The sequence below is a fragment of the Amycolatopsis sp. genome (assembly GCF_025464955.1).
Classification (GTDB): Bacteria; Actinomycetota; Actinomycetes; order Mycobacteriales; family Pseudonocardiaceae; genus Amycolatopsis.
The window spans coordinates 19,435-44,632 of record NZ_JAODNM010000161.1 but is presented as its reverse complement, the minus strand read 5'-3'; the positions used below and the strand labels follow the sequence as shown (position 1 = coordinate 44,632).

The 25,198-nt window shown below is 68.9% G+C and carries 25 protein-coding genes and 2 tRNA genes; 15 read left to right on the top strand and 12 right to left on the bottom strand.

The window, feature by feature from the left end; genetic code table 11:
- Nucleotides 1–118 precede the first annotated feature (118 nt).
- The 3 genes from JWQ81_RS41110 to JWQ81_RS41100 all read left to right on the top strand — a co-directional run bounded on the left by JWQ81_RS41110 (nt 119) and on the right by JWQ81_RS41100 (nt 3,842).
- Nucleotides 119–724 carry a sigma-70 family RNA polymerase sigma factor gene (locus JWQ81_RS41110; protein WP_297550581.1) on the top strand — a complete coding sequence of 202 codons (606 nt, stop codon included), beginning with the start codon at nt 119–121 and terminating at the stop codon, nt 722–724.
- Nucleotides 721–1,200, top strand: coding sequence for a carboxypeptidase regulatory-like domain-containing protein (locus tag JWQ81_RS41105; protein ID WP_297550579.1), 480 nt, complete (start codon nt 721–723; stop codon nt 1,198–1,200). Before JWQ81_RS41110 ends, JWQ81_RS41105 begins: the two co-directional genes overlap by 4 nt.
- Before the next feature lie 116 nt (nt 1,201–1,316).
- Nucleotides 1,317–3,842, top strand: a complete 2,526-nt coding sequence (locus JWQ81_RS41100; RefSeq protein ID WP_297550652.1) for a CHAT domain-containing protein — start codon at nt 1,317–1,319, stop codon at nt 3,840–3,842.
- Between the two features lie 2 nt (nt 3,843–3,844).
- Here the strand turns inward: JWQ81_RS41100 and JWQ81_RS41095 are convergent, their stop codons facing one another.
- Entirely contained in the window at nt 3,845–4,639 is a 795-nt protein-coding gene (locus tag JWQ81_RS41095; protein WP_297550577.1) for a polysaccharide deacetylase family protein, read from the bottom strand.
- 119 nt (nt 4,640–4,758) lie between these two features.
- Nucleotides 4,759–5,211: an SRPBCC family protein gene (locus JWQ81_RS41090; RefSeq protein WP_297550575.1), complete on the bottom strand. Its 453-nt coding sequence runs from the start codon at nt 5,209–5,211 to the stop codon at nt 4,759–4,761.
- A 174-nt stretch (nt 5,212–5,385) separates the two neighbouring features.
- On the opposite strand from JWQ81_RS41090, the gene JWQ81_RS41085 reads away from it, so the two are divergent.
- Together JWQ81_RS41085 and JWQ81_RS41080 are read left to right on the top strand one after the other, a co-directional pair.
- On the top strand, nt 5,386–7,365 hold the full coding sequence (locus tag JWQ81_RS41085; RefSeq protein WP_297550573.1) for an FUSC family protein: 1,980 nt from the start codon (nt 5,386–5,388) through the stop codon (nt 7,363–7,365).
- A 24-nt stretch (nt 7,366–7,389) separates the two neighbouring features.
- Nucleotides 7,390–7,635, top strand: a complete 246-nt coding sequence (locus JWQ81_RS41080; RefSeq protein WP_297550571.1) for an antitoxin — start codon at nt 7,390–7,392, stop codon at nt 7,633–7,635.
- A 68-nt stretch (nt 7,636–7,703) separates the two neighbouring features.
- On the opposite strand, the gene JWQ81_RS41075 is transcribed toward JWQ81_RS41080, so the two are convergent.
- Together JWQ81_RS41075 and JWQ81_RS41070 are read right to left on the bottom strand one after the other, a co-directional pair.
- Nucleotides 7,704–8,672 carry a prephenate dehydrogenase gene (locus JWQ81_RS41075; RefSeq protein WP_297550569.1) on the bottom strand — a complete coding sequence of 323 codons (969 nt, stop codon included), beginning with the start codon at nt 8,670–8,672 and terminating at the stop codon, nt 7,704–7,706.
- A gap of 58 nt (nt 8,673–8,730) precedes the next feature.
- Complete coding sequence (locus JWQ81_RS41070; protein WP_297550567.1) at nt 8,731–9,966, bottom strand: M20 family metallopeptidase; 1,236 nt, start codon at nt 9,964–9,966, stop codon at nt 8,731–8,733.
- A gap of 132 nt (nt 9,967–10,098) precedes the next feature.
- Here JWQ81_RS41070 and JWQ81_RS41065 point away from each other — a divergent pair, with 132 nt between their 5' ends.
- From JWQ81_RS41065 to JWQ81_RS41020, 10 genes are all read left to right on the top strand, one after another.
- Nucleotides 10,099–10,581 carry a tRNA adenosine deaminase-associated protein gene (locus JWQ81_RS41065; RefSeq protein WP_297550565.1) on the top strand — a complete coding sequence of 161 codons (483 nt, stop codon included), beginning with the start codon at nt 10,099–10,101 and terminating at the stop codon, nt 10,579–10,581.
- Nucleotides 10,578–11,048 carry a nucleoside deaminase gene (locus JWQ81_RS41060; RefSeq protein ID WP_297550651.1) on the top strand — a complete coding sequence of 157 codons (471 nt, stop codon included), beginning with the start codon at nt 10,578–10,580 and terminating at the stop codon, nt 11,046–11,048. The genes JWQ81_RS41065 and JWQ81_RS41060 overlap by 4 nt, the downstream gene beginning before the upstream one ends.
- 91 nt (nt 11,049–11,139) lie before the next feature.
- Nucleotides 11,140–11,349, top strand: a complete 210-nt coding sequence (locus tag JWQ81_RS41055) for a CsbD family protein (RefSeq protein ID WP_297550563.1) — start codon at nt 11,140–11,142, stop codon at nt 11,347–11,349.
- 48 nt (nt 11,350–11,397) lie between these two features.
- Nucleotides 11,398–11,488, top strand: a tRNA-Ser gene (locus JWQ81_RS41050).
- 287 nt (nt 11,489–11,775) lie between these two features.
- The gene (locus tag JWQ81_RS41045) at nt 11,776–12,381 is read left to right on the top strand and encodes a hypothetical protein (RefSeq protein WP_297550561.1); all 606 of its coding nucleotides are present in this window, start codon (nt 11,776–11,778) and stop codon (nt 12,379–12,381) included.
- Nucleotides 12,382–12,416: 35 nt separating this feature from the next.
- Complete coding sequence (locus tag JWQ81_RS41040) at nt 12,417–12,767, top strand: hypothetical protein (protein WP_297550559.1); 351 nt, start codon at nt 12,417–12,419, stop codon at nt 12,765–12,767.
- A gap of 131 nt (nt 12,768–12,898) precedes the next feature.
- The gene (locus JWQ81_RS41035) at nt 12,899–13,021 is read left to right on the top strand and encodes a hypothetical protein (RefSeq protein ID WP_297550557.1); all 123 of its coding nucleotides are present in this window, start codon (nt 12,899–12,901) and stop codon (nt 13,019–13,021) included.
- Between the two features lie 79 nt (nt 13,022–13,100).
- Nucleotides 13,101–14,033: a TauD/TfdA family dioxygenase gene (locus tag JWQ81_RS41030; RefSeq protein ID WP_297550555.1), complete on the top strand. Its 933-nt coding sequence runs from the start codon at nt 13,101–13,103 to the stop codon at nt 14,031–14,033.
- 9 nt (nt 14,034–14,042) lie between these two features.
- Entirely contained in the window at nt 14,043–14,939 is an 897-nt protein-coding gene (locus JWQ81_RS41025; protein ID WP_297550553.1) for an aminoglycoside phosphotransferase family protein, read from the top strand.
- A 224-nt stretch (nt 14,940–15,163) separates the two neighbouring features.
- The gene (locus JWQ81_RS41020) at nt 15,164–17,557 is read left to right on the top strand and encodes an endonuclease/exonuclease/phosphatase family protein (protein ID WP_297550648.1); all 2,394 of its coding nucleotides are present in this window, start codon (nt 15,164–15,166) and stop codon (nt 17,555–17,557) included.
- A gap of 104 nt (nt 17,558–17,661) precedes the next feature.
- Here the strand turns inward: JWQ81_RS41020 and JWQ81_RS41015 are convergent, their stop codons facing one another.
- From JWQ81_RS41015 to JWQ81_RS40980, 8 genes are all read right to left on the bottom strand, one after another.
- A complete protein-coding gene (locus tag JWQ81_RS41015) occupies nt 17,662–18,795 on the bottom strand; it encodes a TIGR03118 family protein (RefSeq protein WP_297550551.1) in 1,134 nt (377 codons plus the stop codon).
- Between the two features lie 583 nt (nt 18,796–19,378).
- Nucleotides 19,379–19,723 carry a hypothetical protein gene (locus tag JWQ81_RS41010; protein WP_297550646.1) on the bottom strand — a complete coding sequence of 115 codons (345 nt, stop codon included), beginning with the start codon at nt 19,721–19,723 and terminating at the stop codon, nt 19,379–19,381.
- A 26-nt stretch (nt 19,724–19,749) separates the two neighbouring features.
- The gene (locus JWQ81_RS41005) at nt 19,750–22,503 is read right to left on the bottom strand and encodes an FtsK/SpoIIIE domain-containing protein (RefSeq protein WP_297550644.1); all 2,754 of its coding nucleotides are present in this window, start codon (nt 22,501–22,503) and stop codon (nt 19,750–19,752) included.
- A gap of 28 nt (nt 22,504–22,531) precedes the next feature.
- Nucleotides 22,532–22,780: a hypothetical protein gene (locus JWQ81_RS41000; protein ID WP_297550549.1), complete on the bottom strand. Its 249-nt coding sequence runs from the start codon at nt 22,778–22,780 to the stop codon at nt 22,532–22,534.
- A 6-nt stretch (nt 22,781–22,786) separates the two neighbouring features.
- The gene (locus JWQ81_RS40995; RefSeq protein WP_297550547.1) at nt 22,787–23,047 is read right to left on the bottom strand and encodes a hypothetical protein; all 261 of its coding nucleotides are present in this window, start codon (nt 23,045–23,047) and stop codon (nt 22,787–22,789) included.
- A 452-nt stretch (nt 23,048–23,499) separates the two neighbouring features.
- Entirely contained in the window at nt 23,500–23,964 is a 465-nt protein-coding gene (locus JWQ81_RS40990; RefSeq protein ID WP_297550545.1) for a hypothetical protein, read from the bottom strand.
- A 295-nt stretch (nt 23,965–24,259) separates the two neighbouring features.
- Nucleotides 24,260–24,344: transfer RNA gene (locus JWQ81_RS40985), tRNA-Ser, on the bottom strand.
- Between the two features lie 336 nt (nt 24,345–24,680).
- Complete coding sequence (locus tag JWQ81_RS40980; RefSeq protein ID WP_297550543.1) at nt 24,681–25,196, bottom strand: hypothetical protein; 516 nt, start codon at nt 25,194–25,196, stop codon at nt 24,681–24,683.
- Nucleotides 25,197–25,198: the final 2 nt, after the last annotated feature.

Below are 25,198 nucleotides of genomic sequence, written 5' to 3'. Positions count from 1 at the left end.
GAGTGACATTATGTATCTCGGCTCCACCCGTGCCCTCCTCTCCTGCGAAGGGCCCGCGACACTTGCATCGGATACTGGCAGCACTGATTTTTTGGACAGGCGAAGCGGGGCAGAAACGGTGACCGAAGTCGAAACCGCCGAGATGGACCCTCCCTGGGAGGGGCTGAGCGGACCCGAACTCCATGCGGCGTGCCTGCAGGCTGCGCGCGACGGGAACCGGCAGGCGATGAACCGCCTGGTCGAGGAGCTGACGCCACTGGTGTGGCATGTCGCCCGCGGCCATGGCCTTGATCGCCACACCGCCGAGGACGTCGTCCAGACCGTGTGGCTCGCGTTGTTCAGCAGCCTCGACTCGATCCTCGACGCGCGGGCGCTCGCGGCATGGTTGATCACGACCGCGCGCCGTGAAGCGCAGCGGCCGCACGGTCGCAAGGTCCAGCCCGTCCCGCTGTCGGACGAGGTGGCCGAGAGCATGCCGAGCACGCATCCGGCGCCGGAGGAAGAAGCCCTCCGCGCGGACCGCGATCGGCGGCTCTGGGCGGCTTTCACCCAGCTTCCGCAGCGCTGCCAGGAGCTGCTGAGGCTGACCGTGCTCGCCGGCCGGGCCGAATACCAACTGGTCGCCGACACGTTGCGCATGCCGCGCGGCAGCGTCGGACCGACCAGGGGCCGCTGTCTCACCACGATGCGCGAGCTGCTGGACAACGAAGGGGGAATCCGATGAAGGACATCGGAGGGGCGCCGGGACAGTTGTCTCCCGACGACCAGATGCTGCTTGCCGAGTTCGGCCTCCTTCTCGAGCAGGTGGATCCCCCGCCGGGCGGGCTGGTGGAGCGGGTCCAGTTCGCGATCGCGCTCGAGGACCTCGACGTCGAGGTCGCGCGCTGGGAGCGGGTCGACGCGCTGGCCGGGGTGCGCGGCAGCGACCAGGGCACGATCACGTTCACCGTCAGCGACCTCACCGTGATGATCAACCTGACCAAGATCGGGAAAACCCACCGGATCGACGGCTGGTTGGTACCTGCTGGTGAATACGGGGTCGAAGTCCGCGTCGCCGAGCACGGGTCGACCTCGACCACCGCGGACGTCGGTGGCCGGTTCGTGCTCGACGAAGTGCCGTGCGGAACCACGCAGATCGTCGTCCACATCGGCGATGCCGCGTGCCGTCGCACCGTGGTCACGCCCACAGTTGTGCTGTAAGCCCCGGACGGCTGCTACCGACCGGGTGCGTCGTGTGCTCCCATAGGTCAGTGCCCGAGCCGCGATCGTCAGTCAGTAGCGCCGTCAAGGCCGCTACCGACCTCTACTCGCGCGCCATGGCGGCGTCGGCGGACAATCGCCCGGTGGCCGCCGTGCGGTTGTTCAAGCTGGCGCTGCGCCGGCTCGGCACCCGCGGGTTCGACGATCCCGAATGGCTCGAGATCCGCGCGCGGACGCTGATCACGCTCTGCTCGGCCGAAGCGGAGGTCGCGACGTCGTCGGTCGCGCTCGCCCATCTCGACACCGCCGCGGAAACCTGGCAACTGCTTCCCGAAGGCGAGGTCCGGCGGTCCCTGCAGCTGCTCTCGGGGCTTCAACGCGCGCTCGTGTTGGCCAGGTGGGGGCACCTAGCCGACTCGATCGCGCTGTTCGACGTCCTGCTGCCGATGCTGGACGCGGAGGTCAGCGACGACAAGTTCGTACTGACCAAGAACGTGCTCAACCGCAGTTACGTCCACATCCTGATGAACAACCCCGAAGCCGCGCTGGCCGATCTGAAGTGGGGACTGCGGCTGGCCGTCGAACACGGCCACCGGCGGCTCGAAGCGAAACTGAGGCTCAACCTCGGTGAACAGGCCCAGCTTGTCGGCGACGTTCCGGCTGCGCTCAACCACTTCGAGGAGTCCGCGCGGTTGTTCGCCGAGGTGAGTCCCACCTCGCTGCCGCTAGTCCGGATGAACCAGGCCAGAGCGTTGCTTTCGGCAGGCCTGGGCGAAGAGGCCGGCCGCCACATGGACGAGGCGTTGCCCGTACTCCGCTCGAACGGCTCCGGGCAGGACATCGCCGAGGCGGAGGTCGTCCGGGCGGCCGCCGCGATCCTCGAAGGCGACTACCGCCTGGCCAGGAAGTTCGCCATCGCCGGTCGGCTCCGGTTCATCCGGCGAGGCAATACCCGCTTCGCGGAGATCGCCGCGCTCACCGCGCTGCGTGCCGACGCGATGGGCGCGCTCGACGAGCCGAAACGTCGGCCGCCCGCGCGGCTACCGGTCCAGCTCACCGAACTGGCCGAGCGGCTGGGCGCGCTCGGACTCCGGGATGAGGCCGCTGCAGCGTGCCTGCTTGCGGTGCGTGTCCGGCTGCGGCGAGGCGAGGTCGAGGAGGCCGAACGACTGCTCGCGCTGGTGCCGAAGCCCCGGCCGACGATGCCGATCGACCACCGGATGCTGCTGCGGTTGTGCCGGGCTGAGGTCGCGCTCGCCACCGGACGTCGTCGCGTGGCGCTGGCGCAGGCCAGAGCCGGGTTCACCGAGCTCGGGCACGTCCGCGACCGGATGGGCGGCCTGGACCTGGTGTGCGGCACGGCGGTGCACGGGCAGGCGCTCGGCCTGCTCGCGCTGGGGCTGGTGTTCGACGGCGCGCACACGCAGGCCGGCGCGCGACGGCTGTTCGCCTGGCTGGAACGCACCCGGGCACAGGTCTACCGCTACGAGCCGCTGCCGATCATCGAAGATCCGGTGCTGGCCAAGCACATCACCGAGATGCGGCACGTCCAGCGATCGATCCAGCAGAGCCGCCTCGCCGGGAAGCCCGTCGGCGCGTTGGAGCTGCGGTACACCTGGCTGCAGGGCGAAGTGAGCCGTCTTGGTTGGTACACCAGCCGATGGGGGCGCCCGCGGCCGGTCTGCGCGCCGGCCGAGGTCGCCGCCGAGCTGGGCGAGAGGGTGTTGGTCAGCCTGGTCACCGACGGCGTCGCACTGGCGGCGGTCGTGGTGCGGGACGGGAAGTTCCGGCGGGTCAAACTGGGTCCGCTCGCCGAGATCGTGGAGGCGGCGAAGCAACTCCACGCCGACCTCGACGCACTGGCGCCGGACCAGTTGCCCGCGCCGCTCGTGGAGGCCGTCACCGGATCCGCGCACCGGCGTGCCGACACGCTGAACAAGCTGATCGTCGAGCCGCTGCTGGAGCTCATCGGCGATCGCGAGCTGGTCATCGTGCCGATCGGTCCGCTGTACGCGCTGCCGTGGGGCGTGTTGCCGGGACTGCGCGGCAAGCCGCTCTCGATCGCGCCTTCGGCGACGGCGTGGGTGTCGGCGTCGGTCCGGCCACACAACGAGACCGTGCTGCTCGCGGGCGGGCCCGGGGTGCCGGGCGCCATCGGTGAGGTCCGGAAGCTGCGGTCGGTGTACCCGCACGCGATCCTGATCGACGGCACCCGCGCAACTAGCGCCGCCGTGCTCGCCGCCCTCGACGGCGCCGGCACCGCGCACCTGGTCGCGCACGGCGCGCACGAACCGGCGAACGCGTTGTTCTCCCGGCTGGAACTGGTCGACGGCCCGTTGTACGCCCACGAAACCGCGCGGCTGACCGAGCCGCCGGAGCAGGTCGTGCTGGCTTCGTGCGAGCTGGCGATGAGCCATATCCGGCCCGGTGAAGAGGCACTCGGCTTCGCCGGGACGTTGCTGGCGAGCGGGTCACGGACGGTCATCGGCGCCGTCGCGCGGGTCGGCGACATGGCCGCCGCGGCCGCGATGGCGGACCTGCACGGGCTACTGGCGGCCGGCACGCCCACCGCCGTCGCCCTCGCCGAGGCCATCGCCGTCGACCCCCTGCGGCGCCCCTTCCTCTGCCTCGGTGCGGGTTAGTCTTACCCCAGGAAGTCGGCGAGGGGGACGGGGGTGAGGCCGTCTTTCTTGGCTTCCGCGAGGAAGGCGTTGTAGTCCTCGACGAACGTCTTGCGGAAATGCATCAGCACGATGTCACCGGGCCGCAGCTTGTTGCCGACCTGGAACTGGACGACGCCGTCGTTGACCGCGGCCGACCACAGCACCGAGGCGCGCATGCCGCACGCGGCAGCCGCCTTCAGCGTGTTCGAGTCGTAGTTGCCGAAGGGCGGGCGGAACAGCGTCGGGCGCTGGCCGAGTCCCTTCTGCAGGTCGTCGGCGTCGTCGCAGATTTCCTTCTTCTGGAACTCGTACGGCTTGCCCTTGAGGTTCGGGTGGTCGACCGTGTGGTCGCCGAGCACGGCGCCGGTGGAGTCCAGGATCGACTTGAAGTAGGCCTCGTGCCCGTGCACGTACTTCTGGTTCAGGAACAGCACGGGATGCCCGCCGGAGTCCTTGATCAGCTGGGGCGCTTCCGGTTGCGGGATCGCGCCGTCGTCCATGGTGATGAAGACGTACGGCTTGTCGGTGGTGATCCGCCGGACCACCGGGACCTCGCCGTTCGCGATCGGCGCGGCCTTCTGCTGGATCTGGCCGTACGGGTACGGCCCCGAGGCGACCGGCACGGCTGGGGCGCCGGCCGCGGGGTTGGGCTGGTCCGGACTCGGTGTCGGCGAAGTCGTCGATCCTGGTGACGAGCATGCCGTCAACGCCAACGCTGCCACGCCCATCGCGGCCAGCGCTCGCCATCGAGCCCCCGACCGTGTTTTGTTGGTCACCCCGAGTCCCCTTTCCCTTGCGATGCAAGGTCTCCGGGGTCATCGACCCCGAAAGGAGGACGCGCTAAAGGGGGAAAGCGTTGTCAGCTCTTACTGATTGTGTTCGATCCCACTGATGATCATGCGCGCTCGGCGGCCTTGATGAGCAGTTTCGAGATCAGCTGAAGCGCGCCGCGCAACGCGGCGAGCGTCGCCGGACCCGTCCCGGGCATCGCCTCGGTGAACGAACCGCTCCAGCGAAGGTCCGTGCCACCGGCCGCGTTCGGGGTGAGCAGCAGCTCGGCGGTGTAGTCCTTGGCCGGGTTCGGCGGTCCGATGAGCGTGTAGACGTGCCGCCGATCCAGCTCGTATTCGAGGGTCTTCTCGCGGACGAACACCGGCCACATGCCCAACTTGCGGATCGCCCCGACCCCGCCCGGCGCTGGATCCCCTTGGCGTTCCCAGCTCGACTGGACGATGAGCGGCTTCGCCCAGTCCGACCACCGGCCGCCGTCTGTCTCGAGCCGGAACAGCGTCGCCGCGGACGCGCTGCTGACCCGGTTGATCTCGAACGAAAACGTCCTAGCCGGCATGTCGCCCCGCCCTTGTTGACATGGGGATAATTAACTTCGCCGCGAACCCTACCGGACAGTGTTCGGCTCGGTCGGTGTTCCTGCGCACACGCAGAGCGGCGGTGGCGCCCGCGACCAGGGCAAACGTTCGCGTCCGGTTTGGCCGCGGCCACTGGTGGCCGTCAAGATGGAGGCGTGAGCACCACGCGCCCCGACCTGGCCGCCCCGCACTGGCTGGTCCAGCTCCTCCGCAGCAAGCAGGCGCCCGTGCCGTGGAACATGGTGGCCCGCGCGGTCGTCGCGTTGGCCGTGCCGCTCGCCCTCGCCTACGCACTCGGGGACATCTCCGTCGGCGCGTTGATCTCGACCGGCGCGCTCCCGGCTGTGCTGTCGGAGTCGCCTGGCCCGTACCGCTACCGCGCTCGTCGTCTGGGAGGGGCGTCGGCGGCGGCGGCGATCGGGTACCTGATCGGCCTGCTGGTCGGCGCCCAGCCGCTCGTTTCGCTCGTAGCCGTGTCGCTCGTCGCGGCGGTGTCCGCGCTGATCAGCGCGGCCGGCAGCAACGCTTCCGTTGCCAGCCTGCAGATGTTCGTCTTCTGTGTGCTCGGGACCGGCCAGCACGCGGTCGGCGCGCCGCGGATCGAGCTGCTGCTGGGCTGTTTCGTCGTGGGCGGGGTGTGGAGTGTGCTCGTCGCGCTGGTGACCTGGACGGTCCGCGCGACCAGTCCGGAGCGCACCGCCGTCGCCCATGTCTACGTCGAGTTGGCGGCCATGCTGTCCGCGCCTGACGAGCCGGTTTCGAGGGTCGCGCGGCACCGGCTGACCACCGCGATGAGCACCGCATACGACCGGCTTCTGACCGCGAGGTCGTGGCTTTCGGGCCGTGACGACGCCTACCGGGAGCTGCTCAACCTGCTGTCCGCGACGACACCGGCGGTCGAAGCGGGCGTCGCGACGGTGAACTCCGGCGTCCGCGCGCCCGCCGAGGTCGTCGACTACCTCGTCGCCGCGTCGACGGCGGTGCTGGCTCACCATCCGCTGCCGCTCGCGCCGAAGCCGCCTTCCGACGTCGACGGGCGGCCGGTGATCGCCGCGCTTTACCGCGGGCTGGCCAAGATCAGCAAGGGTGACGACCGGGAACGACGCCGGCCCGAGCCGCTCTACCGGCGGTTGAAGGGCTGGGTGTCGTCGCTGGCCTCCGGGCCGTTGACGTGGTTCGCGGCCGGCCGGCTGACGTTGTGCGTGGTCCTCGCCGAGCTGTTCGGCATGGTGGTGCCGCTGGAACGGAGCTACTGGATCACCCTGACCGTCGGGATCGTGCTCAAACCGGACTTCGGCTCAGTGTTCGGCCGCGCCGTGCTGCGCGGGATCGGCACGGTCGTCGGGGTCGGCATCGGCGCGGTGGTGCTGGGCATCGGGACGCACGGCTGGGTGCTCGTGGTGCTGATCGGGGTGCTCGCCGGCGGGCTGGCCGTTGGCAAGGTTCGCAACTACGCCATCCAGAGCGGGTTCGTCACGCCGTTGATCATCCTGCAGATGGACCTGGCCAGCAACGGGAACTGGTCGGTCGTGCTCGCCAGGCTCGTCGACACCGTGATCGGCTGCGCGATCGTGCTGATCTTCGGCTACCTGCTCTGGCCGGGCAGCAGGCGCCCGCAGGTCGGCGGCAGGCTCGCGGCCGGGCTGGACGTCGTCGGCGGATACGTCACGAGCGCGTTGACACCGGCGGAGACAAGCACGGCGGAGGTCCGGCTGGAGCGGTCGAGGGCACGCCGCAAGGCCTACCGTGCGCTGGCGGATCTGCGGACGGCGTTCCAGCAGGTCGTCGTCGAGCCGTCGGCGAACGGACGGCAGGCCATCGCGTGGTGGCCGGTGATCGCCGGGCTGGAGCGCGTCGCCGACGCCGTCACCGAGGTCGCCGTCACCGTCGAACTCGGGGCGCCGACACCCGCGCCAGCCGACGTCGAGCTCGTCACGACCGCGTTGGCAGAGTTGGCAGTGGCAGTGCGTGAGCAGCGGCTCCCGGTGGAGACCCCGCTGCCCGAGACCGACCAGCTTTCCGGGGTGGCCGACCAGGTCACCGCCGCGTTCGAGGCGGTGCACGGCCCGGACCTCAGCGATCACCCCTCGCCGAAGCCGGTCCGCTGGTTCCAACCACGCCGTAGGCAGGCATGACCGAAATGCCGTTCAATGGGACCTATGGGTATCAATTTTGATGAACTAAAGAACAAGGCCACCGAAGCGCTCAAGGAGCACGGCGACAAGATCGAGCAGGGACTCGACAAGGCCGGCGACTTCGCGAAGTCCAAGCTCTCCGGCCACGACGAGCAGATCGACGGCGCGAAGGCCAAGGCCAAGAGCTTCCTCGGCAAGTTCGACGACAAGCCCGGCACTGACCCCAACACCAACCCGGACACCCCGCCGACCCCGCCCCCTGCCCCCTGAACCGCAACTCGCCGTCGAGTTGCGATGGTTGCCATCCGCAACGATCGCAAGTCGCCGTCGAGTTGCGGTTAGTTGACCTCGCCGGTGGCGGTGTCGCCGGCGAGGGCGGTGATGCGCCCGCCTCGCTCGCCCAACGCCGTCAGGCCGCTTCGCGCGTCGGGCGCGGTCAGGCTGACCTGGACCTCCGCGCGGTGTGCCTCACGGCTGGACGCAAGCGCTTGCGCACCCTCGTGCCCGGCGTTGATGGTGGCCGCCAGCCCGCCGGTGGACGCGAGCGAGCCGCGGGTCGCGCCGAGCCTGCCGAGCGCGTCGTCCAGCACCGGCAGCAACGCCGCACGATTGCCCTCGGTCATCGCGCGCACGAGCTCCGGGCGAGTCCCGGCGACACGCGTGCCGTCGGTGTACGAACCCGCCGCGAGCGACATCGCGAGCGGGCCGCCCTGCGCGCCCACCGCGGCGAGCACCGCCGCCAGCAGGTGCGGCAGGTGCGAGATACGCGCGACCGTCTCGTCGTGGGCCATCGCCGACAGCGGGACGACGTGAGCGCCGACGTCCAGCGCCAGCTGCGCGACGTCGGCCCAGACGGTCAGGTCCGTGTCCTCCTCGACGCAGGCCACCCACGCCACGCCGCGGAACAGCTCAGGGCTGCCGGCCGTCCAGCCGGACTCCGCGGTGCCCGACATCGGGTGACCGCCGACGTACCTGCTCCACGGCACGAGCCGCCGGACGGCCGCCAGCATGGTGCCTTTGACGCTCGCGACGTCGGTCAGCAGGCAGTGCGGGGCGTGCTCCGCAACCCGTGTGAGCACCTCGTTCACGGCGGTCAGCGGCACCGCCAGCACCACCAGCGCGTCCGCGTCGGCCGCCCGCCGCAACGCGGTGTCGACATCGGTGACGACGTCGAAGCCCGTCCTGCTCGCGGCGTCGGCGTCCACTTCGGACGTCGTGGCGCCCCACGCCGTCCGGCCAGCCGAGGCAGCCGCGCGCAGCAGCGACCCGCCGATTAATCCGAGCCCGATCACGCATACGTCTCGCACCCCCTGATCCTGCCAGGGTGCGCAAGGTCTCACCCGAGACGGGCCGGTCGGATTTTCGTCAATCGCCGCGCAGGGCGTCGAGTGCGAACGCCGCGTGCAGCGCCACGCCGTGGGCCATCGCGTCCTCGTCGAAGAGCACGCGGTTCGAGTGGTTCGGCGGCGCGTCTTCGGGATCGAGCTCGGGCGGGCAGCCGCCGAGGAACGCGAACGCCCCGGCGACCCGTTGCAGCACATAGGAAAAGTCCTCGGCGCCCATCACGGGATTGGGCATCGGGTCGACGTAGGCCTCGCCGAGAACCTCGGCCGCCAGGGTCAGGACGTGCTCCGCGACGGCGTCGTCGTTGACGGTCACCGGGTAACCGGGCTTGACGTCGGCCATCACCCGGCAGCCGTGTGCCTCGCCGATCGCTTCGCACACCTTGAGCAGTTCGTCGCGGACCAGCTCCCGCGTGGGCTCGGAGAGGGCGCGGATGGTGCCTTCGAGCTCGGCGGTCTCCGGGATGATGTTCGTGGTCGTGCCCGCGGTGATCTTGGTGACCGAAACGACCGCGGGCTCGAACACGCTCACCCGGCGCGTGATCATCGTCTGCAGCGCGCCGACCATCGCCGCGGCGGCAGGCACCGGGTCGATCGCCTGGTGCGGCGCCGAGCCGTGGCCGCCCTTACCGGTCACCCGCACGAAGAAGCTGTCCGCCGAAGCCATGATCGAACCGGGACGGCACCGGATCGCGCCGGCCGGGGCGTTGGCGGTGATGTGCAACCCGAACGCCCGCTCGACGCGCGTACCCGCGGCGTCCAGCACGCCTTCGTGGATCATGTGCCGCGCGCCGTGGTGGCCCTCTTCACCGGGCTGGAACATGAAGACGACGGACCCGGACAGCTCGTCCGCGTGGGCCGCCAGCAGCTTCGCCGCCGACGCGAGCATCGCGACGTGGGTGTCGTGCCCGCAGGCGTGCATCGTCCCGCCGGAGTCGGAGGCGAACTCCAATCCGGTGTCCTCCTGCAGCGGCAGCGCGTCCATGTCGCCGCGCAGCAGGACCGCCGGGCCGGGGCGGCTGCCGCGCAGAACCGCGGTGACCGACGTCGTCGCCTTGCCGAGGGTGATCTCCAGCGGCAGCTCGGCCAGCGCGTCGACAATCGCCTGCTGGGTGCGCGGGAGCGCCAGCCCCTGCTCCGGATGCTGGTGCAGTTCGCGCCGCAGGGCGACGGTTTCGGCCTGCAGGGCCTTGGCCTCGTCGAGCAGTCCGGCGAAGCGCGCGTCGGGCAGGGTCGGCAGGTCAGTGGGTCCACTCATGCCTCGATAGTGTCACCCGCCCGTCGCCCACCACCACCCTCACCGGAGACGCTGGCGCGTCGCCAACCCCTTTCGGGTCCCTTCACGTGCACCGTCCGTGCGCTGTTCGGGCGACGGGAATACGGTGTGCGCATGGCGGTGGAGGAGCCCATCACGGGGTTCGCGGTGGCCGTGGTTCGTGAAGACGGCCGATGGCGGTGCAGTGACCTGGGTTCCGGGGCGCTGTCCGAACTCGACGCCGCGATCTCGGAACTCGGCAAGTTGCGGTCGACAGGTGCTTCGTTCGGGCTGCTGGCGGTGGACGACGAGTTCTTCGTGATCGTCCGGCCGAGCCCCCGAGGGCCGTCGTTACTGCTGTCGGACGCGGCGGCGGCGCTCGACTACGACATCGCCGCGGACGTACTCGACCTGCTGCGTGTCGAGCCCCCGGTGTCCGACGACGAGTCGGTGTGGCCGGAGGGCGACCTCGAGATCCTGGCCGACCTCGGCTTGCCGGGCGCCGAGCTCGAGGTGATCGTCGGCGAGGTCGACCTCTACCCCGACGAGCAGCTGCAGATGATCGCGCAGCGCTGCGGGTTCGCCGACGAGTTCGGCGCGCTACTGGACGAGATCTGAGTTTGCCCAGCGACACCGGCGCGGTCCGGGCGGCCATCGAGGCCGCCGGGACGGCCGGTGCCGACGTGCCCATCGGCGCCGTCGTCTTCGCTCCGGACGGAACCGAGCTCGCGCGCGCCCGCAACGCGCGGGTCGAACTCAGCGACCCGACAGCGCACGCCGAGGTACTCGCGCTGAGGGCCGCCGCCCGCGTCTACGGGGACGGCTGGCGCCTCGACGGCTGCACCCTCGCGGTGACGGTCGAGCCCTGCACGATGTGCGCCGGCGCACTGGTACTCGCCCGCGTCGCACGGGTCGTGTTCGGTGCGTGGGAGCCGAAAACCGGGGCCGTCGGTTCGTTGTGGGACGTCGTCCGCGACCGGCGGCTCAACCACCGGCCCGAGGTCATCGGCGGGATACTCGCCGACGAGTGCGCGGCCCTCCTGGAAGACTTCTTCGCCCGCCGCCGAGGTCAGCCGTCCGAGTGACCTACGCCGCATCGGCGGGTTCGTCCGGCGCCCGATGGGTACCCCATCGGAGACCGGTTAGTCCGCAGGCGAAGGAGTAAGGAGCTTCCCGATGAGTATTTTCGACAAGGCCAAGGACAAGGTCGAGCAGGCCGTCGGCGCCGCGAAGGAGAAGGTCGGCGAGGCCACCGGCAACGAGGACCTCAAGAACTCGGGCAAGGCGGACCAGACCAAGGGTGAGGTCAAGGAAGCAGGGCACGACGTGCGGGACAAGGCCATGGGCGCAGTTCAGGACGCCAAGGACAAGTTTTCCGACAACTAACGGCCAGGCCCTGTAGACGCGCTGAAGCCGTCCGGTAGTGTTCTCGGCGGTGGCGTGTCCGAGCGGCCGAAGGAGCACGACTCGAAATCGTGTGACGGGTAACCCCCGTCCGTGGGTTCAAATCCCACCGCCACCGCCAGCAGCGCCGGCTCCCCCTTCGGGAGCCGGCGCTCTTTGCTTTCCACCCCCGCGAGTCCCCCGCTCACGCACGCGAGTTTGCCGTTCGACGACGTGAGTTCGACGTTCCCACACGTGAGTTCGACGTTCGCGGTGCGGCCGGGGTGCTGTCGGGCAGGTGGTCGAATGGCGTTCAGCCAGTTGGCCGAAGCGTGAATTTTGTTGCGGTATAAGGGTTTCTTTACCGCAGTTGCGGGGCATTCCACTGAGGTCGGGGGCGTAGCTCGACGAAACCCAGAGGAGAAAACAATGCCCACGTGGGTGGTTGTCATCATTGTCGTCGCGGTGGTCGTGGTGATCGGCGCGGTCGCCTGGCTGGTGAGCCAGGAGATGAAGCGGAAGCGCCTGCGGGAGAACTTCGGCCCGGAGTACGAGCGGACCGTTTCCGATCACGAGAACCCGCGCGCGGCGCAGCGTGAACTGGCCGCGCGGGAGAAGCGTCATGCGGAGCTGGACATCCGTCCGCTGACCCCGTCGGCGCAGGAGCGTTATTCACACCAGTGGGCCTTGATCCAGGAGCAGTTCGTGGATCGGCCGGCCGGCGCCGTCACCGAGGCGGACCGGGTGCTGGAGGCGTTGATGGCCGAGCGCGGTTATCCCACCGACGGGTACGACCAGCAGCTCGCGGACCTGTCCGTCAAGCATTCGCGGACGCTCGAGCATTACCGCACCGCACACGAAACCATGCGAGGACACGAGCGGACCCAAGCGTCCACAGAGGAACTTCGGGACGCGATGGTCCACTACCGCACGGTTTTCGAGGACCTCCTGACCGACGGCGAGGAGAACGCGCGCGGTGGGCACCGAAACGGGACTCCTGCCGAAGACCACGACGTAGCGAATGGCGGTAAGTGACCATGGAGCAGGACAACGTAGGAACTGGCCGAGCGGTGAGCACTCAGGACCTGCTCGCGGTCGAACCCGACGTCGAAGAAGAGTCCAATCAGGACTCCCCGACGCCGAACGAGGAAGCCGTGCCCGAACTGTTCACAGTGAACGAAGTGACGACCTTCCGCGCCGACTGGCAGGACATCCAGACGGCCTTCGTCGACGATCCGAAGTCCGCGGTCCGCGAGGCCGACGAACTCGTCGCCGCGGTCATCCAGTCACTCGCCGCGACCTTCGCCGAGCACAAGAGCGAGCTGGAATCCCAGTGGAGTCAGGGTGAAGCGCCCACCGAGGACCTCCGGATCGCGCTGCGCCGGTACCGCTCGTTCTTCAACCAGCTGCTCAGCAACTAACGCGTTTCGTCAAGGCCACCTTCGATACCAAGTGGCGAAGGTGGCCTTCACGCACGGCGGAAGTACCAGAGTTCGGCTCCCAGATGATGGAAAGGTTGACGCCGGGCTGCTAGCGGCCGATCATCAGGGGCATGCCAACCGTTCGGGATAGGAAGCTCGTCCCGTGGTCGAACCGCGCCACGCCGCGTTCGATGGGTGAAGGCGTCGCCGCGTTGCTCGTTCGCCGCGGCCGCCTCGGCTCGCCGCCCGCGTAGCGGATCCCAACCCAGCACCACGTCCACTGCGGACGTGGTCGTTTCCGCACGCCCAGCGCGATCTCCGAGGAGCAACGCCATGTCCGTCGAACTGCCCGCCCGTCCACAGCTGAGGTCCGCCCTCGTCCCCGCCGACGGCATCCTGGAGGGCCCTCGAGTCCTCCGCAGGTTGCCGGAAGGCGTTCAAGAACGTCCCTACGAGCTGTTCGCTCTGCGGCCGCTGGGCCGGGTGATCGGCGCCGAGATCGAGGGTGTCGACCTCGGCGAGCCGGTGAGCACGCCGCTCAAGGCCGAGCTCAACCGCGCGCTGCTGGAGTGGAAGGTGCTGTTTTTCCGCGACCAGCGCATCACGCCCGCACAGCAGCGAGCCTTCGCCGCCGAGTGGGGAGACCTCGAAACGAACCCCTTCATCCCGAAGGGCGACACCGACGAGGTCACCCGGTTCTCACGCGGCGCGTCGATGCCGGGCTACGAGAACATCTGGCACACCGACGTCACGTTCCGGCCCAACCCTGCGCTCGGTTCGGTGCTGCGGCTGATCGAGGTCCCGCCCGTCGGCGGCGACACGATGTGGGCCGACATGGCTGCCGCGTACGACAACCTCGCCGCCGACGTCCAGCGGCGGATCCTCGGTCTGCGCGCGGTGCACGACTTCATCCCCGGCTTCGACCGCTTCGCCGACCCGGAGCTGCTCGCGCGGTGGCAGGACGAGTTCCCGCCGGTTGAGCACCCCGTCGTCCGCACGCATCCGGAAACCGGCCGCCGCACGCTGTTCGTCAACCAGGCCTTCACCACGCACATCGTCGGGTTGCCGCGCGACGAAAGCGATCGTCTGCTGCGCCTGCTGGTCAACCAGGCCCACGTGCCCGAATTCCAGGTCCGCTTCCAGTGGCGGGAGAACTCGGTCGCGTTCTGGGACAACCGGGCGACCCAGCACTACGCCGTCAACGATTACCACCCGTACGCAAGGGTTGCGGAGCGTGTCGCGATCGCCGGGGACCGCCCGTTCTAGGCTGAGCGCATGGCTGAGGCGAGAGCGCTGGAGTGGGCGGCGCGTGCGGTTGGTGCGGCGGTCGTCGACGCGCGGGGGATGCGGGAGGGCGGCAGCCCGTGGCTGGTCCGCTTCGCGAACGAAGACTCCGCGATCCTGCGGCTCGGCGACGCAGGTGCGGCGTACGTCCGTCAGCGCTTCGCCACCGAGGTCGCGGCGTTGCAGGTCGCGGCGGAGCACTCGCTGGTCACGTCGAGGTTGATCGCGAGCGACCTCGACGGGACCGATGCCGGGGCGGCAGCGATTCTGAGCACCGTTCTGCTCGGGATCAGCCGCGTCCCACGGGATCCGTCCCCCGAGCGCCTGCGTGCGTTGGGGGCCGCGGCCGCCGCGCTGAGCGCCGTCGAACTGGAGCCGCGACCGGGCTTGCCCCTCCTACGGCATTCGATGGACACCAACGAGTTCGACTTCTCGATCGGCCGGCGCGCGGACGAGCTGTTCGCGGAAGCAGAGGATCGGCTGAACGGCCTACCCGTGCCGCTGGGGCCGACCGTGTTCGTGCACGGCGATCTGTGGCAGGGCAACGCACTGTGGGTCGGCGACACCTGCACGGGCCTGATCGACTGGGAATACGCCGGTGTCGGCCATCCCGGGATCGACCTCGGCAACCTGCGCTGCGACGCGGCGATGCTGAACGGACCCGTCGAGGCCGAGCTCGTCCTCGACGGCTGGGAACAGGCTGCCGGGCGTCCGGCTGAAGACGTCGCTTACTGGGATGTCGTTGCGGCGTTGAGTACTCCAGTTGGCCTAGAGAAGTGGTTAAGTCCGATTCACGACCAAGGTCGTACTGATTTGCGTGCACAAGCGGTAACGGACCGTCGTAACGCGTTTTTGCGAGCCGCCCTCGATCGGCTACCTGAGGCATAATCGCAGCTCAGCGACTTGCGGTTCGAGTGGCTTGTGGCGTGCCGCGGCCAAATGTTGCGAATTGTTGCAGCATTGTCTTCTTTCCTCTCACTTAATTGGGGGACGATGCGTCGACCGTTCTAGTGATGAGGGGACTCAGGGTGACCAATACCCGAAGAACTCGCCTGCTCACCGCAGTCGTGACCACCGGCCTGGCGATCGGCGTCGTAGCCGCGCCCGCGGCCATGGCGACGCCGAGTGCAGACGCCGTCATTTCCGAGGTTTACGGCGGTGGTGGCAACTCGGGGGCCACGCTGACCAACGACTTCATCGAGCTCGGCAACCGCGGCACCGCCGCCGCCGTGCTCGACGGCTACACCGTGCAGTACCTGCAGGCGGCGCCGAGCGCGTCGAGCACCTGGCAGACGACGCCGCTGACCGGCAGCGTGACGCCTGGGGGCCGTTACCTGGTGGCCGAGTCGAAGGGTTCCGGCGGCACGACCGCGCTGCCGACCCCGGACGCCACCGGCACCATCGCGATGGCCGGTGGCGCGGCCACCGTCGCACTCGTCCAGGGCACGGCAGCCCTGACCTGCAAGACCGCCGCCGACTGCGCCGCCGACCCGCGGATCAAGGACCTCGTCGGCTTCGGCGCGGCGACCGTCCGCGAGGGCAGCCCGGCGCCGGCCGCGTCCAATACGGCGTCGGTCGCGCGCGCGATCTCGCTCGCCGACACCGACGACAACTCCGTCGACTTCACCGCCGGCGACCCGACACCGACGAACACCAAGGGTGAGACGACCGGGAGTGGCGGTCCCACCGGCCCGCCGCCGATCAGCGAGAAGATCCACGACATCCAGGGCACCACGCGGATTTCGCCGGTCAAGGACCAGAAGGTCGGCGACGTCACCGGCGTTGTCACGGCGATCCGGATGTTCGGCTCTTCGCGCGGTTTCTGGTTCACCGACCCGAATCCCGACGCTGACCCGCGCACCAGTGAGGGCCTGTTCGTCTTCACCGGCTCGACCACCCCGGCCGTGGCCGTCGGTGACGCGCTGACCGCGACCGGCACCGTCCGCGAGTTCTACCCGGATGCGCCCGCGACCTCGAACTACCAGTCGACGACCGAGCTCACGGCTGCCACCTGGACGATCAACTCCAGCGGCAACCCGGTGCCCGCGCCGACCGTGATCACGCCGAACCTCGTGCCCGCGGTGTACGCGCCCTCGGCAGGCGGAAACATCGAGTCGCTGCCGCTGGAACCGGCCAAGTACGCGCTGGACTTCTGGGAGTCGCACGAAGGCGAGACCGTCAGCGTCAGCGACGCGCGTGTCGTCGGCGCGTCGAACTCCTTCGGCGAGCTGTACGTGACCGACAAGCCGCAGGAGCACCCGACCGCGCGCGGCGGCACGGTGTACCTCGGCTACGACAAGTTGGACACCGGCGTGCTCAAGGTGACTTCGTTGATCCCGTTCGCGCAGCAGCCGTTCCCGCAGGTCAACGTGGGTGACGTGCTCACCGGCCTGACGTCGGGCCCGGTCGAGTACAGCAGCTTCGGCGGTTACACGCTCGACGCCAGCATCCTGGGCGCGGCGAAGGACAACGGCCTCAAGCAGGAAGTCACCCGCAAGCAGCGCACGGGTGAACTCGCGGTCGCGACCTACAACGTGCAGAACCTGTCCGCGGTCGACCCGCAGGCGAAGTTCGACCAGCTCGCGAAGGGCGTCGTCGTCAACCTGGCGACCCCGGACGTGGTGAACCTCGAAGAGATCCAAGACAACAACGGCCCGGCTGTCGTCGGTGATGGCGTGGTCGCCGCCGACCAGACGCTGACGAAGTTCACCGACTCGATCGTCGCCGCGGGCGGCCCGCGCTACCAGTGGCGTGAGATCGACCCGCAGGACGTGACCGACGGCGGCCAGCCAGGCGGCAACATCCGGGTGGTCTTCCTGTTCAACCCGGCCCGGGTGTCCTTTGTGGATCGTCCGGGTGGCGGCACGAACATCGCGGACGGCGTCACCGCCGACCACGGCCAGGCGCACCTGACGCAGTCACCCGGACGCATCGACCCGACCAACGTGGCGTGGAAGTCGAGCCGCAAGCCGCTGGCGGGCGAGTTCGTCTTCGGTGGCCGCACGGTGTTCGTCATCGCGAACCACTTCGACGCCAAGCTCGGCGACCAGCCCACGCACGGCCGCAACCAGCCGCCGTCCCGGAGCTCGGAGGTGCAGCGCCTGCAGCAGGCGACCGAGGTGCACCAGTTCGTCGGCCAGCTCCTGGCCGCGGACAAGAACGCCAACGTGATCGTCGCGGGTGACCTGAACGACTTCCCGTTCTCGCCCGCGATCGCGCCGCTGACCGCCGGCGGCCAGCTGAAGGACCTCGTCGCCGGGCTGCCCGAGAACGAGCGGTACACCTACGTTTTCGAGGGCCAGTCACAGGTTCTCGATCACCTTCTAGTGTCGCAGGCACCGCGAGGGGTGGACTACGACGTGGTGCACGTCAACGCTGAGTTTGCGAAGCAGGCCAGTGACCACGACCCGCAGGTCGTGCGTTTCCGGCCGAGTACCGGGAACTTCATCGGTGACGCGTACTACGAACTGCTGGATTACCTCGACCAGCTGCTGCACCGGCCATAGAGACTCGTAAGCGTTGCGGCCGGTTAGAACCGGCCGCAACGCTCACGAGTCCTGACCAGCGCCTGTGCCGCCCCCTACGCGGCGCAGGCGCTTTTGTGCGGGTGTTACGGGTGGCGCAGGACGCCGAGCAGACCGTGGGTCTCGTCGCTGATGCCCGCGCTGAACCAGATCGAGTCGGTGCCGCCGGCGGTGGCGGTACCCGGCAGCAGCGCCCAGAGGCCCGGGATCGAGATGGCCTTGCCGGTCGTGCTGTCGGTCAGCTGACCGCTGATGCGGCTGTCGAAGTGGCCGTAGCGGTCCGGCGAGATGACGTTGACCTTGCCGTCGCCGAAGTTCCCGACCAGCAGCGAACCGGCCAGCTTGCCCCAGCTCGCGGGCGCGATCGCCAGGCCCCACGGCGCGTTCAGGTCACCGCGGGACGCGATGCGGGTGACGAACCGGCCGTCCGGGGTGAACTCGTCGACGAAGCCGAGGCCCTTGCCGCGCGCTTCGTGGGTCTTCGGGTCCGGCTTCGCGTATGTCACAAAGATGTTGCCGTTGAGCTGCTGGACGTTGAAGGGCGCGAACCCCTGCGGCAGGAAGAAGTCCTTGAAGGCAAAGAAAGAAGTCTTGACCTGCTTGAACGACGTGTCGAAGACGTCGACCCGGTTCTGGCCGAAGTTCGCGGCGTAGAGCTGGTCGCCGGCCTTGGCCGTCGCCAGCGCGAGGCCGGTGTAGGAAGCGCCGGGGACGACGGCCTTGGTCTCGGCGTCACCCTGCAGCGGGTCGGCCGCCGGGCTCCAGGCCTCGATCTGGCCGGTGATGGTCGAGAAGATGAACTTCGCCGGGCCGGTGCCCTTGGCCGTGGTGAGCGCGAAGTTCGTGCCGTTGTTGGCGACCTGGCCGGTCGGCAGCGTCGGCTTGCTCGGGAACGTGACGCGGACCGCCGCAACCTTCGCGGCCGCGGTCGCACCGGGAGCCGAGCTGTACAGCGTCGAGGTGTCGCTACCGGCGTTGGCCACCCACAGCGGCGACGTCGTGCCGAGCGCGAGACCCCACGGGTTGACCAGGTCGGGATCGACCAGCGGAGCCTGACCCGGAACGTCCGAGACGAGGTTCACCTGCTGCGTACCGAGACCGTTGTGGTCGTTGCGGTATGCGGGGCTGGCGCCGGCCGACGCCGGGACCGCGAGCGCGAGACCGCCGGCGGCGACCGCGAGCACGGCCAGTGAACGTCGTACAGGGGAAAGAATCGACATGACACGTCCTGTCCGTAGAAGACTGAATCACCTCCTACACGGACCCCGCCCAAGGCAGGTTCACCCCACTTTCAGCGCTGCCCTTTTGGACACCCGTCCACGCCTCACGCCCACCGACCTCCCACTTTTGCGCTTTTGTGGGGTCGTTGCGCGCACGCATTACCCGCGTGCACAACGATCGCAACTCGCCGTCGAGTTGCGATGCTTAGCGTGTGCAAGGAGGGCACAAAAGTGGCTCTTGTGTCGTACGTGTGGGTCCGCGACGCCTCAGTGGGTGCCGGGTGATGTTCTTGAGGTCAGCGGGTGTGGTCGGCTGGTGGTGACTGTGGGACTCGTCGGCTTGAACGTGGGACTCGCCGGGCCGGAGTGTGGGACTCGCCGATGTGCTGTGCGAGTCCCACGTTCAGCGAGGGCGAGTTCCACACTCAGACCGGCGAGTCCCACACCCAGCTGCGGACGCCGGCATTCGCCGTACACCGACACGACCCGGCCCTTGCTGCGCTAAAACGCTGCCAGTCCACAGCAACCAGCACCCACACAGACGACCGAAGAGCCACAAAAGTACAAAAGTGCCCTCCCTTGGCTAGCGTCGGGCGCGCCATCCGAGTGCTAGGACGGCCTGGACGAGCTCCTGGTAGCTCGGCTTGACCTCCTCCAGGTACCGGTCGACGTACTGCCAGCGCGCGTTCGGCGTCGGCTGAGGGTTTTCGCCGATCTCGATCCACGGCAGCCGCGACACGTTGTGCACGGCCATTTTCCACCACCTGGTGGCCCGCTCACCGGCCCGAGCTTCGCGTTCGACGGCCTCTTCGACCGCGAGCGAAGCCTGCGCGACAGCGGTCTCGAGCTCGTCCGACCTGGCCAGTTCCCAGGTGCGCAGACCTTCCGCGGACGACCGCGCGAGACCGACGATTTCCTTGTACCGCATAGCGGCCGTCGCCGCGTCGTGCTCGGTCACCGCACACCTGCCTGCTGGAACGGGGTTCGCTGGAACGGGATGATGACCTCGGGCGCGCCGTGGGTGCTGCGGTCGAAGAACAACGCGCGACCAGGTCGCGGCGACCAGTGCACGAGCTGACCGGCGGCGAACGCGGCGAGGTCGTTGCCCTGCACGTCCAGCGCGGCCCAGGAACCGATGTCGTCCGTACCGGCGAAGCCCAGCGTGTCCTTGAGTCTGGCCACGCTCCGCCACCAGCCGACGGTGTGCAGCCCGCGGCTCGGCCCCTGCTTGAGCACGAGCCGCAGCTGGTCCAGACCGCTCTTGAGCACTCCCGGCTGCTTGTTCTCCAACGCCGGCAGCACGGCATCGACGCCGTAGAGCAGCAGGAACTTCGGTTCGTCCGGTTCGGACAGTCCCTCGGCCAGTTCGCCGATCCTGGCCGAAAGGTCACCGGTGGTGACCACTTCGGTCGTGTGACCCGCCGCGTGCAGCCGGTCGACGAGATCGGTCACCGCGGGCAGGCAGGTCTCGATCGGACAGCTCAGGATGAACCTGACCTTCCCCGGTTCGTACTGCCGAGCCAGTGAGCGCGTCGCCGAGTCCATGATGGACAGTGCTTCGGCGGTGGCCGCGCCGAGCACGGCCACGTTGCGTCCCGGCCCGGCGGGCAGCTCGACCCCGCAAGCCACGTCGGTGACGTCGATCGACTGGCCCAGCAACGCCCGGGGCTTGCCGTCCGGCTTCAGTTCCGCGAACGCCGCTGCCCCTTCGAGTACCGGTGAATGCGCACCGTCGAACAGGCGCGGTTGCCGGTACGACGACGAGTACCGCTCCCACAGCCGGTGCTGCAGCTTGACGAACACGTCCTTGCTGCTCGCGTCCGGGATGTGGGCGAGCTGGTTCCCGTGTGCCACCCCGGAATCGTGGTTGAGCACGGCGTGCCACTTCGGCGCGGACACCGCGGCGTTGTTGGTCTCGGCGAGCACCCGGCGCGCCTTCGGCATCGCGATCCGCAGCGTGCACTGCTCGAACACGGCCGGTTTGCCCCAGAACGCCTCGATCCCGGCGACGTCCTGGCTGGCCAGCACCAGGTGGATCCCCTGCGAACGGCCTCGGCGCGCGATGTCTTCGAGCAGCTGCGTCGCCTGCGAGGTGACGCCGTCGCGCCCGGCGAAGAGGTACTGGAACTCGTCGATCACCGCGACGATCCGCGGCCAGTGTCCCTCAGGGTCCTGTTCGCGCAGGTCCGCGAGGTTCGTCACCTCGTGCTCCTTCGCGGCCGTCGACCGGCGCCGCAGTTCGTCGGCGAGGAACCGCAGCAGCGCCAGCCCGAACTCACGGTCGGTGTTGACGTTGACCCCGATCAGCTTCGCGTGCGGCAGCCAGCTGGCGTCCTTACGACCCGGCGCGAGCCCCGCGAAGGACACGCCCTCCTTGAAGTCCAGGAGATACAGCGCGAGCTCCTCGGGCGAGTAGCGGGCGGCGAGACTGCCGAGCATGGCGTACAGGAAGTTCGTCTTGCCCGACCCGCTCGGGCCGCCGATCAGCGCGTGCGGGCTCGCGTCACCGATCACGACGTCGACCGCTTCGCCCTCATAGAACCCGACCGGGGCACGAAGCTCGCGCGCGGAACTTTCCTTGCCGAGTTCCGTCGGGAGCAGGTCGGCGAACGAACGCGGACCGCCCTGCTTGGCGATCAGCGCCTCGGCGATCCGGCCCGCGGCCCGCATGACCTGCGCCGACGGCATCGGCGGATCGAGGTCGACCGGCAGGTCGGTCCCGGTCATGCTGCTGATCACGCGCCGCTCGTCGAGCAGGCTGATCGTCTCCACGGCGGTGCTCGGCGTCGTCGGGACGTCCACCAGGATGAGCGTGATCCCGGCCGCCAGCGCGCCGCTCGCGACGCGCTTGAGATCGCGCACACGCTCAGGCTCGAGCGCTTCGCCGTTGCCGTACAGAACGGCGATGCGCCACGGCTCGCCGCGCTGTCCGGTCGTGCGCCGGATCTCGCGCAGGGACGCGTTTCCGGACTGCATCGCGGTCGCGTGGATCCGCCGGATGTGCCCGGCGAGCTCGTCGAGGAGGTCCGCGAGCCCGCTCGGGTCGTACAGCGTGAGCGCGCTCGTGCGGCTCAGCGGGTACAGGTCCGGCAGGATCGCGGTGAGCTGCCCGATGTCCCACAGATGCACCCGGACGGCACCGGGCTCGAACGTGCTGAGTACGCGCAGCAGCAGGTTCTGCACGATTCCGTCCACCGCGTGCCGGGTTTTCGGTGCGGACGTGATGGCCAGGTGCGACTCGTCGAGCAGTGGCACCGCGACGTCGAACGTGCGCGAGATGTCCCTGCCGTCGACGGTGGCCGAGCCGATGCGCCAGAGCCCCGGCGCGGTGAAGCCATCGTTGGTCCCGACGCGGCCCAGCCAGTCGCCCGGCGGCCGGCCGGCCGGGCCTGGCGCGTTGGCTGCGACCAGTTCGCGCAGGGTGTTCGGCGCGTGGGTCCAGCCCGTGTAGAACTCGTCGCGGACCGCCTGCAGCTTCGGGAAGACGTCCGCGGACGACGGGTTTCCCCGCCATTCGGCCAGTTGGGTGCCGGTCGCGCGGTTCATCCCGGTCGTGACGATCACCCGTTCGAGATGCAGTTTGGCCAGCTCGGCCTCCGCCGCCCGGCGGGCTCCGGCGGCCGCTCCGAGAACGAGCCCGATCTGGCCGCGGACCCGTTCGAGCGCGGCGGCGACGCGGTTGCGCTGTTCGTCGGTCCTGTTGCCCATCAGCGAGTTCGCCAATCTGGACACCGCACTACAGGCGTGCCTGGTATCCGTTCAGTAGATCGTCGGCGGTGGAAAAGCGGGCGAGCTGGGTCTCGAGCCCTTCGATGGCCTGCGCCAGCTGCGGGGGTAACCACGGCTGGGCCTGGGCCTGCGCGTCGGTGATGACCTGCCGCGCCTGTTCGAGGAGGAGTTTCGCGCGGGTGGTCGCCGCGTGCGCGTCGGAGATGCCGGCGCGCGCGGCGGCCAGCAGCTGGTGGATTTCGGCGATTCCTGGCACGGCGGGCTAAAGGCGGGCGGAGTAGGAATCCGCCGAGGATATGCAGGCCTGGATGGTGCTCTGCATACCGCTGATGCCTTGCAGGGCCTCGGCGAGCAGGCCGTGCGCCTGGCTCACCTCCTGCTGGTTGCTGCCCGACGTCGCCATCGCGAGCGACTGCTGGGCTTCGACAAGCGCCTGTTCGGCTTGCTGAAGTGCGGCGATGCCCGCGGACGCCTGCTCGTTCGCGAGGGCGATACCAGCGCGGATCTCTTCCACTCCGGCCATGGGGGCGGACTCCTCAGGATGTGGGTTTCTCGGCAGTCTTCGAAACAAACTTAGCGTGATCGACTGACTCTGTTGAGTGAAGGTGGGTCTGGGAACCAACAAGGCCCCGGACGTCGTGACGTCCGGGGCCTTGCGGGCTGCGGAGGATACAGGATTCGAACCTGCGAGGGCTTGCACCCACCACGCATTCCAATGTCTTTACGGCCTCCGTACACGCGGGTGCGCGTCTCGTCCGCCCCCAGCTCAAGGCGGATTTCTTGGCACCGTGACTCCTCCTGAATCGGTACGAACGAGATTGGACGTGAGACTAGCGCGAGCGGTACGAGGCATCGCAGTTGAGGTCTCAACGTCCCATCCAACGCGCCATGCACAGGGGGACGGGATGCCGCGGCAGGGGTCGCAAAAAGCGGAGCGACCCCTCGCGAAGGGAGGGGTCGCCGTGCCGCTACCGGTCAGTGGAAGGTCAACGAGGCCGAGTTGACGGTTTCCGTGCTGGGGCACAGAGCGCCGCCGCCGCTCAGGTTGGCGGTGAAGGGGCCGCCGGTGTAAGCCCGCGCCGTTCCCTGGCGGGCGTACGACGCGTTGGTCACCTTGTACGAGCAGGTGATGCTGAGCACTGTCCCGTTGACGTCGACCTCAGGCGCTGACACGGTGCCGGCCGCGTCGTCGAACGTGACCGTCGGGTCGTTGGTCAGGCTCGCCGCGATGCTGCCGCTGCAGCTCGGTTGGACGGTGGTGTGGTCGATCGTCAGCGTGTTCGGCGGCACGTCGCTGGTGGTCGCGTTGGTCCACGAGCAGCTCGATCCGCCCACGGTGATGTTGCCGTCGACCTGGCCGGTGGCGGCGAAGGCGGGGACTGCCAGGAGCATGCTGCCGGCGACGGCGGCGATGCCGACGAGGAAGCGGGTGGCTTTCATGTGGTCCTCCTACTGAGTTTCTTGTCTTCGGCGGTTCCTCCGCCGCCGTGGACGCGCCGGCGCGTACAGGATCAGTAGGTTCGGCCTCGACCGTAGAACGTGAAGATGATTCATGGCCCAGATGGTCGCATGGTTTAGACCAAGTCTCCAAGTGGATCGTTAATTGTTCACCTATGTGCGAGTCAAGGTCCCGACGAGTGGCTTGAACAGGGCAACTGAGACTAAAAGTGGACCGAGACGACAAAACGCCGGGTCGCCCCCATGGGGGTAACCCGGCGTTTTGCCTGGTGAAGAGCGGAGGATACAGGATTCGAACCTGCGAGGGCTTGCACCCAACACGCTTTCCAAGCGTGCGCCTTAGGCCGCTCGGCCAATCCTCCGTGGAAGAGATTACCGGACGCCCCCGGTGCCTGGGGACGCCGGGGGCGGGCGGGTGGCTAGGGGCTATCCGGGTGAACCGGAAAACGACTGCTACCAGCGGTTTTCGTCCCTGATCGAAACTGCTGTCGGTGCGGCCGGGCGAGGGCGAGCATCTTGTCCGGCCGGACTTCTTCCCGGCTGGGAGATCCGGTCTTCGCAGCGGACGGAACTCCCGGAATGCCGAGCACGTCGTGTCGAGCCAGACGTTCGGCCCGCTCACCATCGAAACAGCGAATCCCCGCCGCACCGAGGTGCGGCGGGGATTTTGCCGGAAGCAGCCCGAAGCAGCGTGCGGGTCACCGGCCGACGGACGCGAGCTCCTGCCGGTCCGCGGCGAGCCGGAGGCCGGAGCGCTGGACCCGGGAGTAGGTCAGCAGGCTCTGCATGCCGATGCTCGCTCCGACGGTCAGGCAGATCGACGCCGACGCGAGCGAGCCGGTGACCCCGATCGCGCTGCCCAGCGCCAGGAAGCCGACGCGGGTGCCGATCGTGACGAGCCAGAGGACCAACGTCATCGCGGTGCCCTTCTGGAACGCGTAGCCGTCGACGCTCGTCAGCTTGGTCGTGGCGCTGCGGGCGGCGCCGAGGACCAGCAGGACGCCGAGGTCGGCCAGCATCAAGACGATCTCCGCGCCGGACGCCTGCGGCAGCACTTTCAGCGTGAAGTACCCGCCAAGGGCCACGAGGATCAGCGGCATGGCAATGAGGCCCTTCCGGCTGAGCAGTGTGCCCCTGAGCTGCTTGTAGATGACCTTGTAGACCACGAGGACGGCGATCGCGCCGTACAGAAGGATGTCGGTCGGGCTGTTCATGC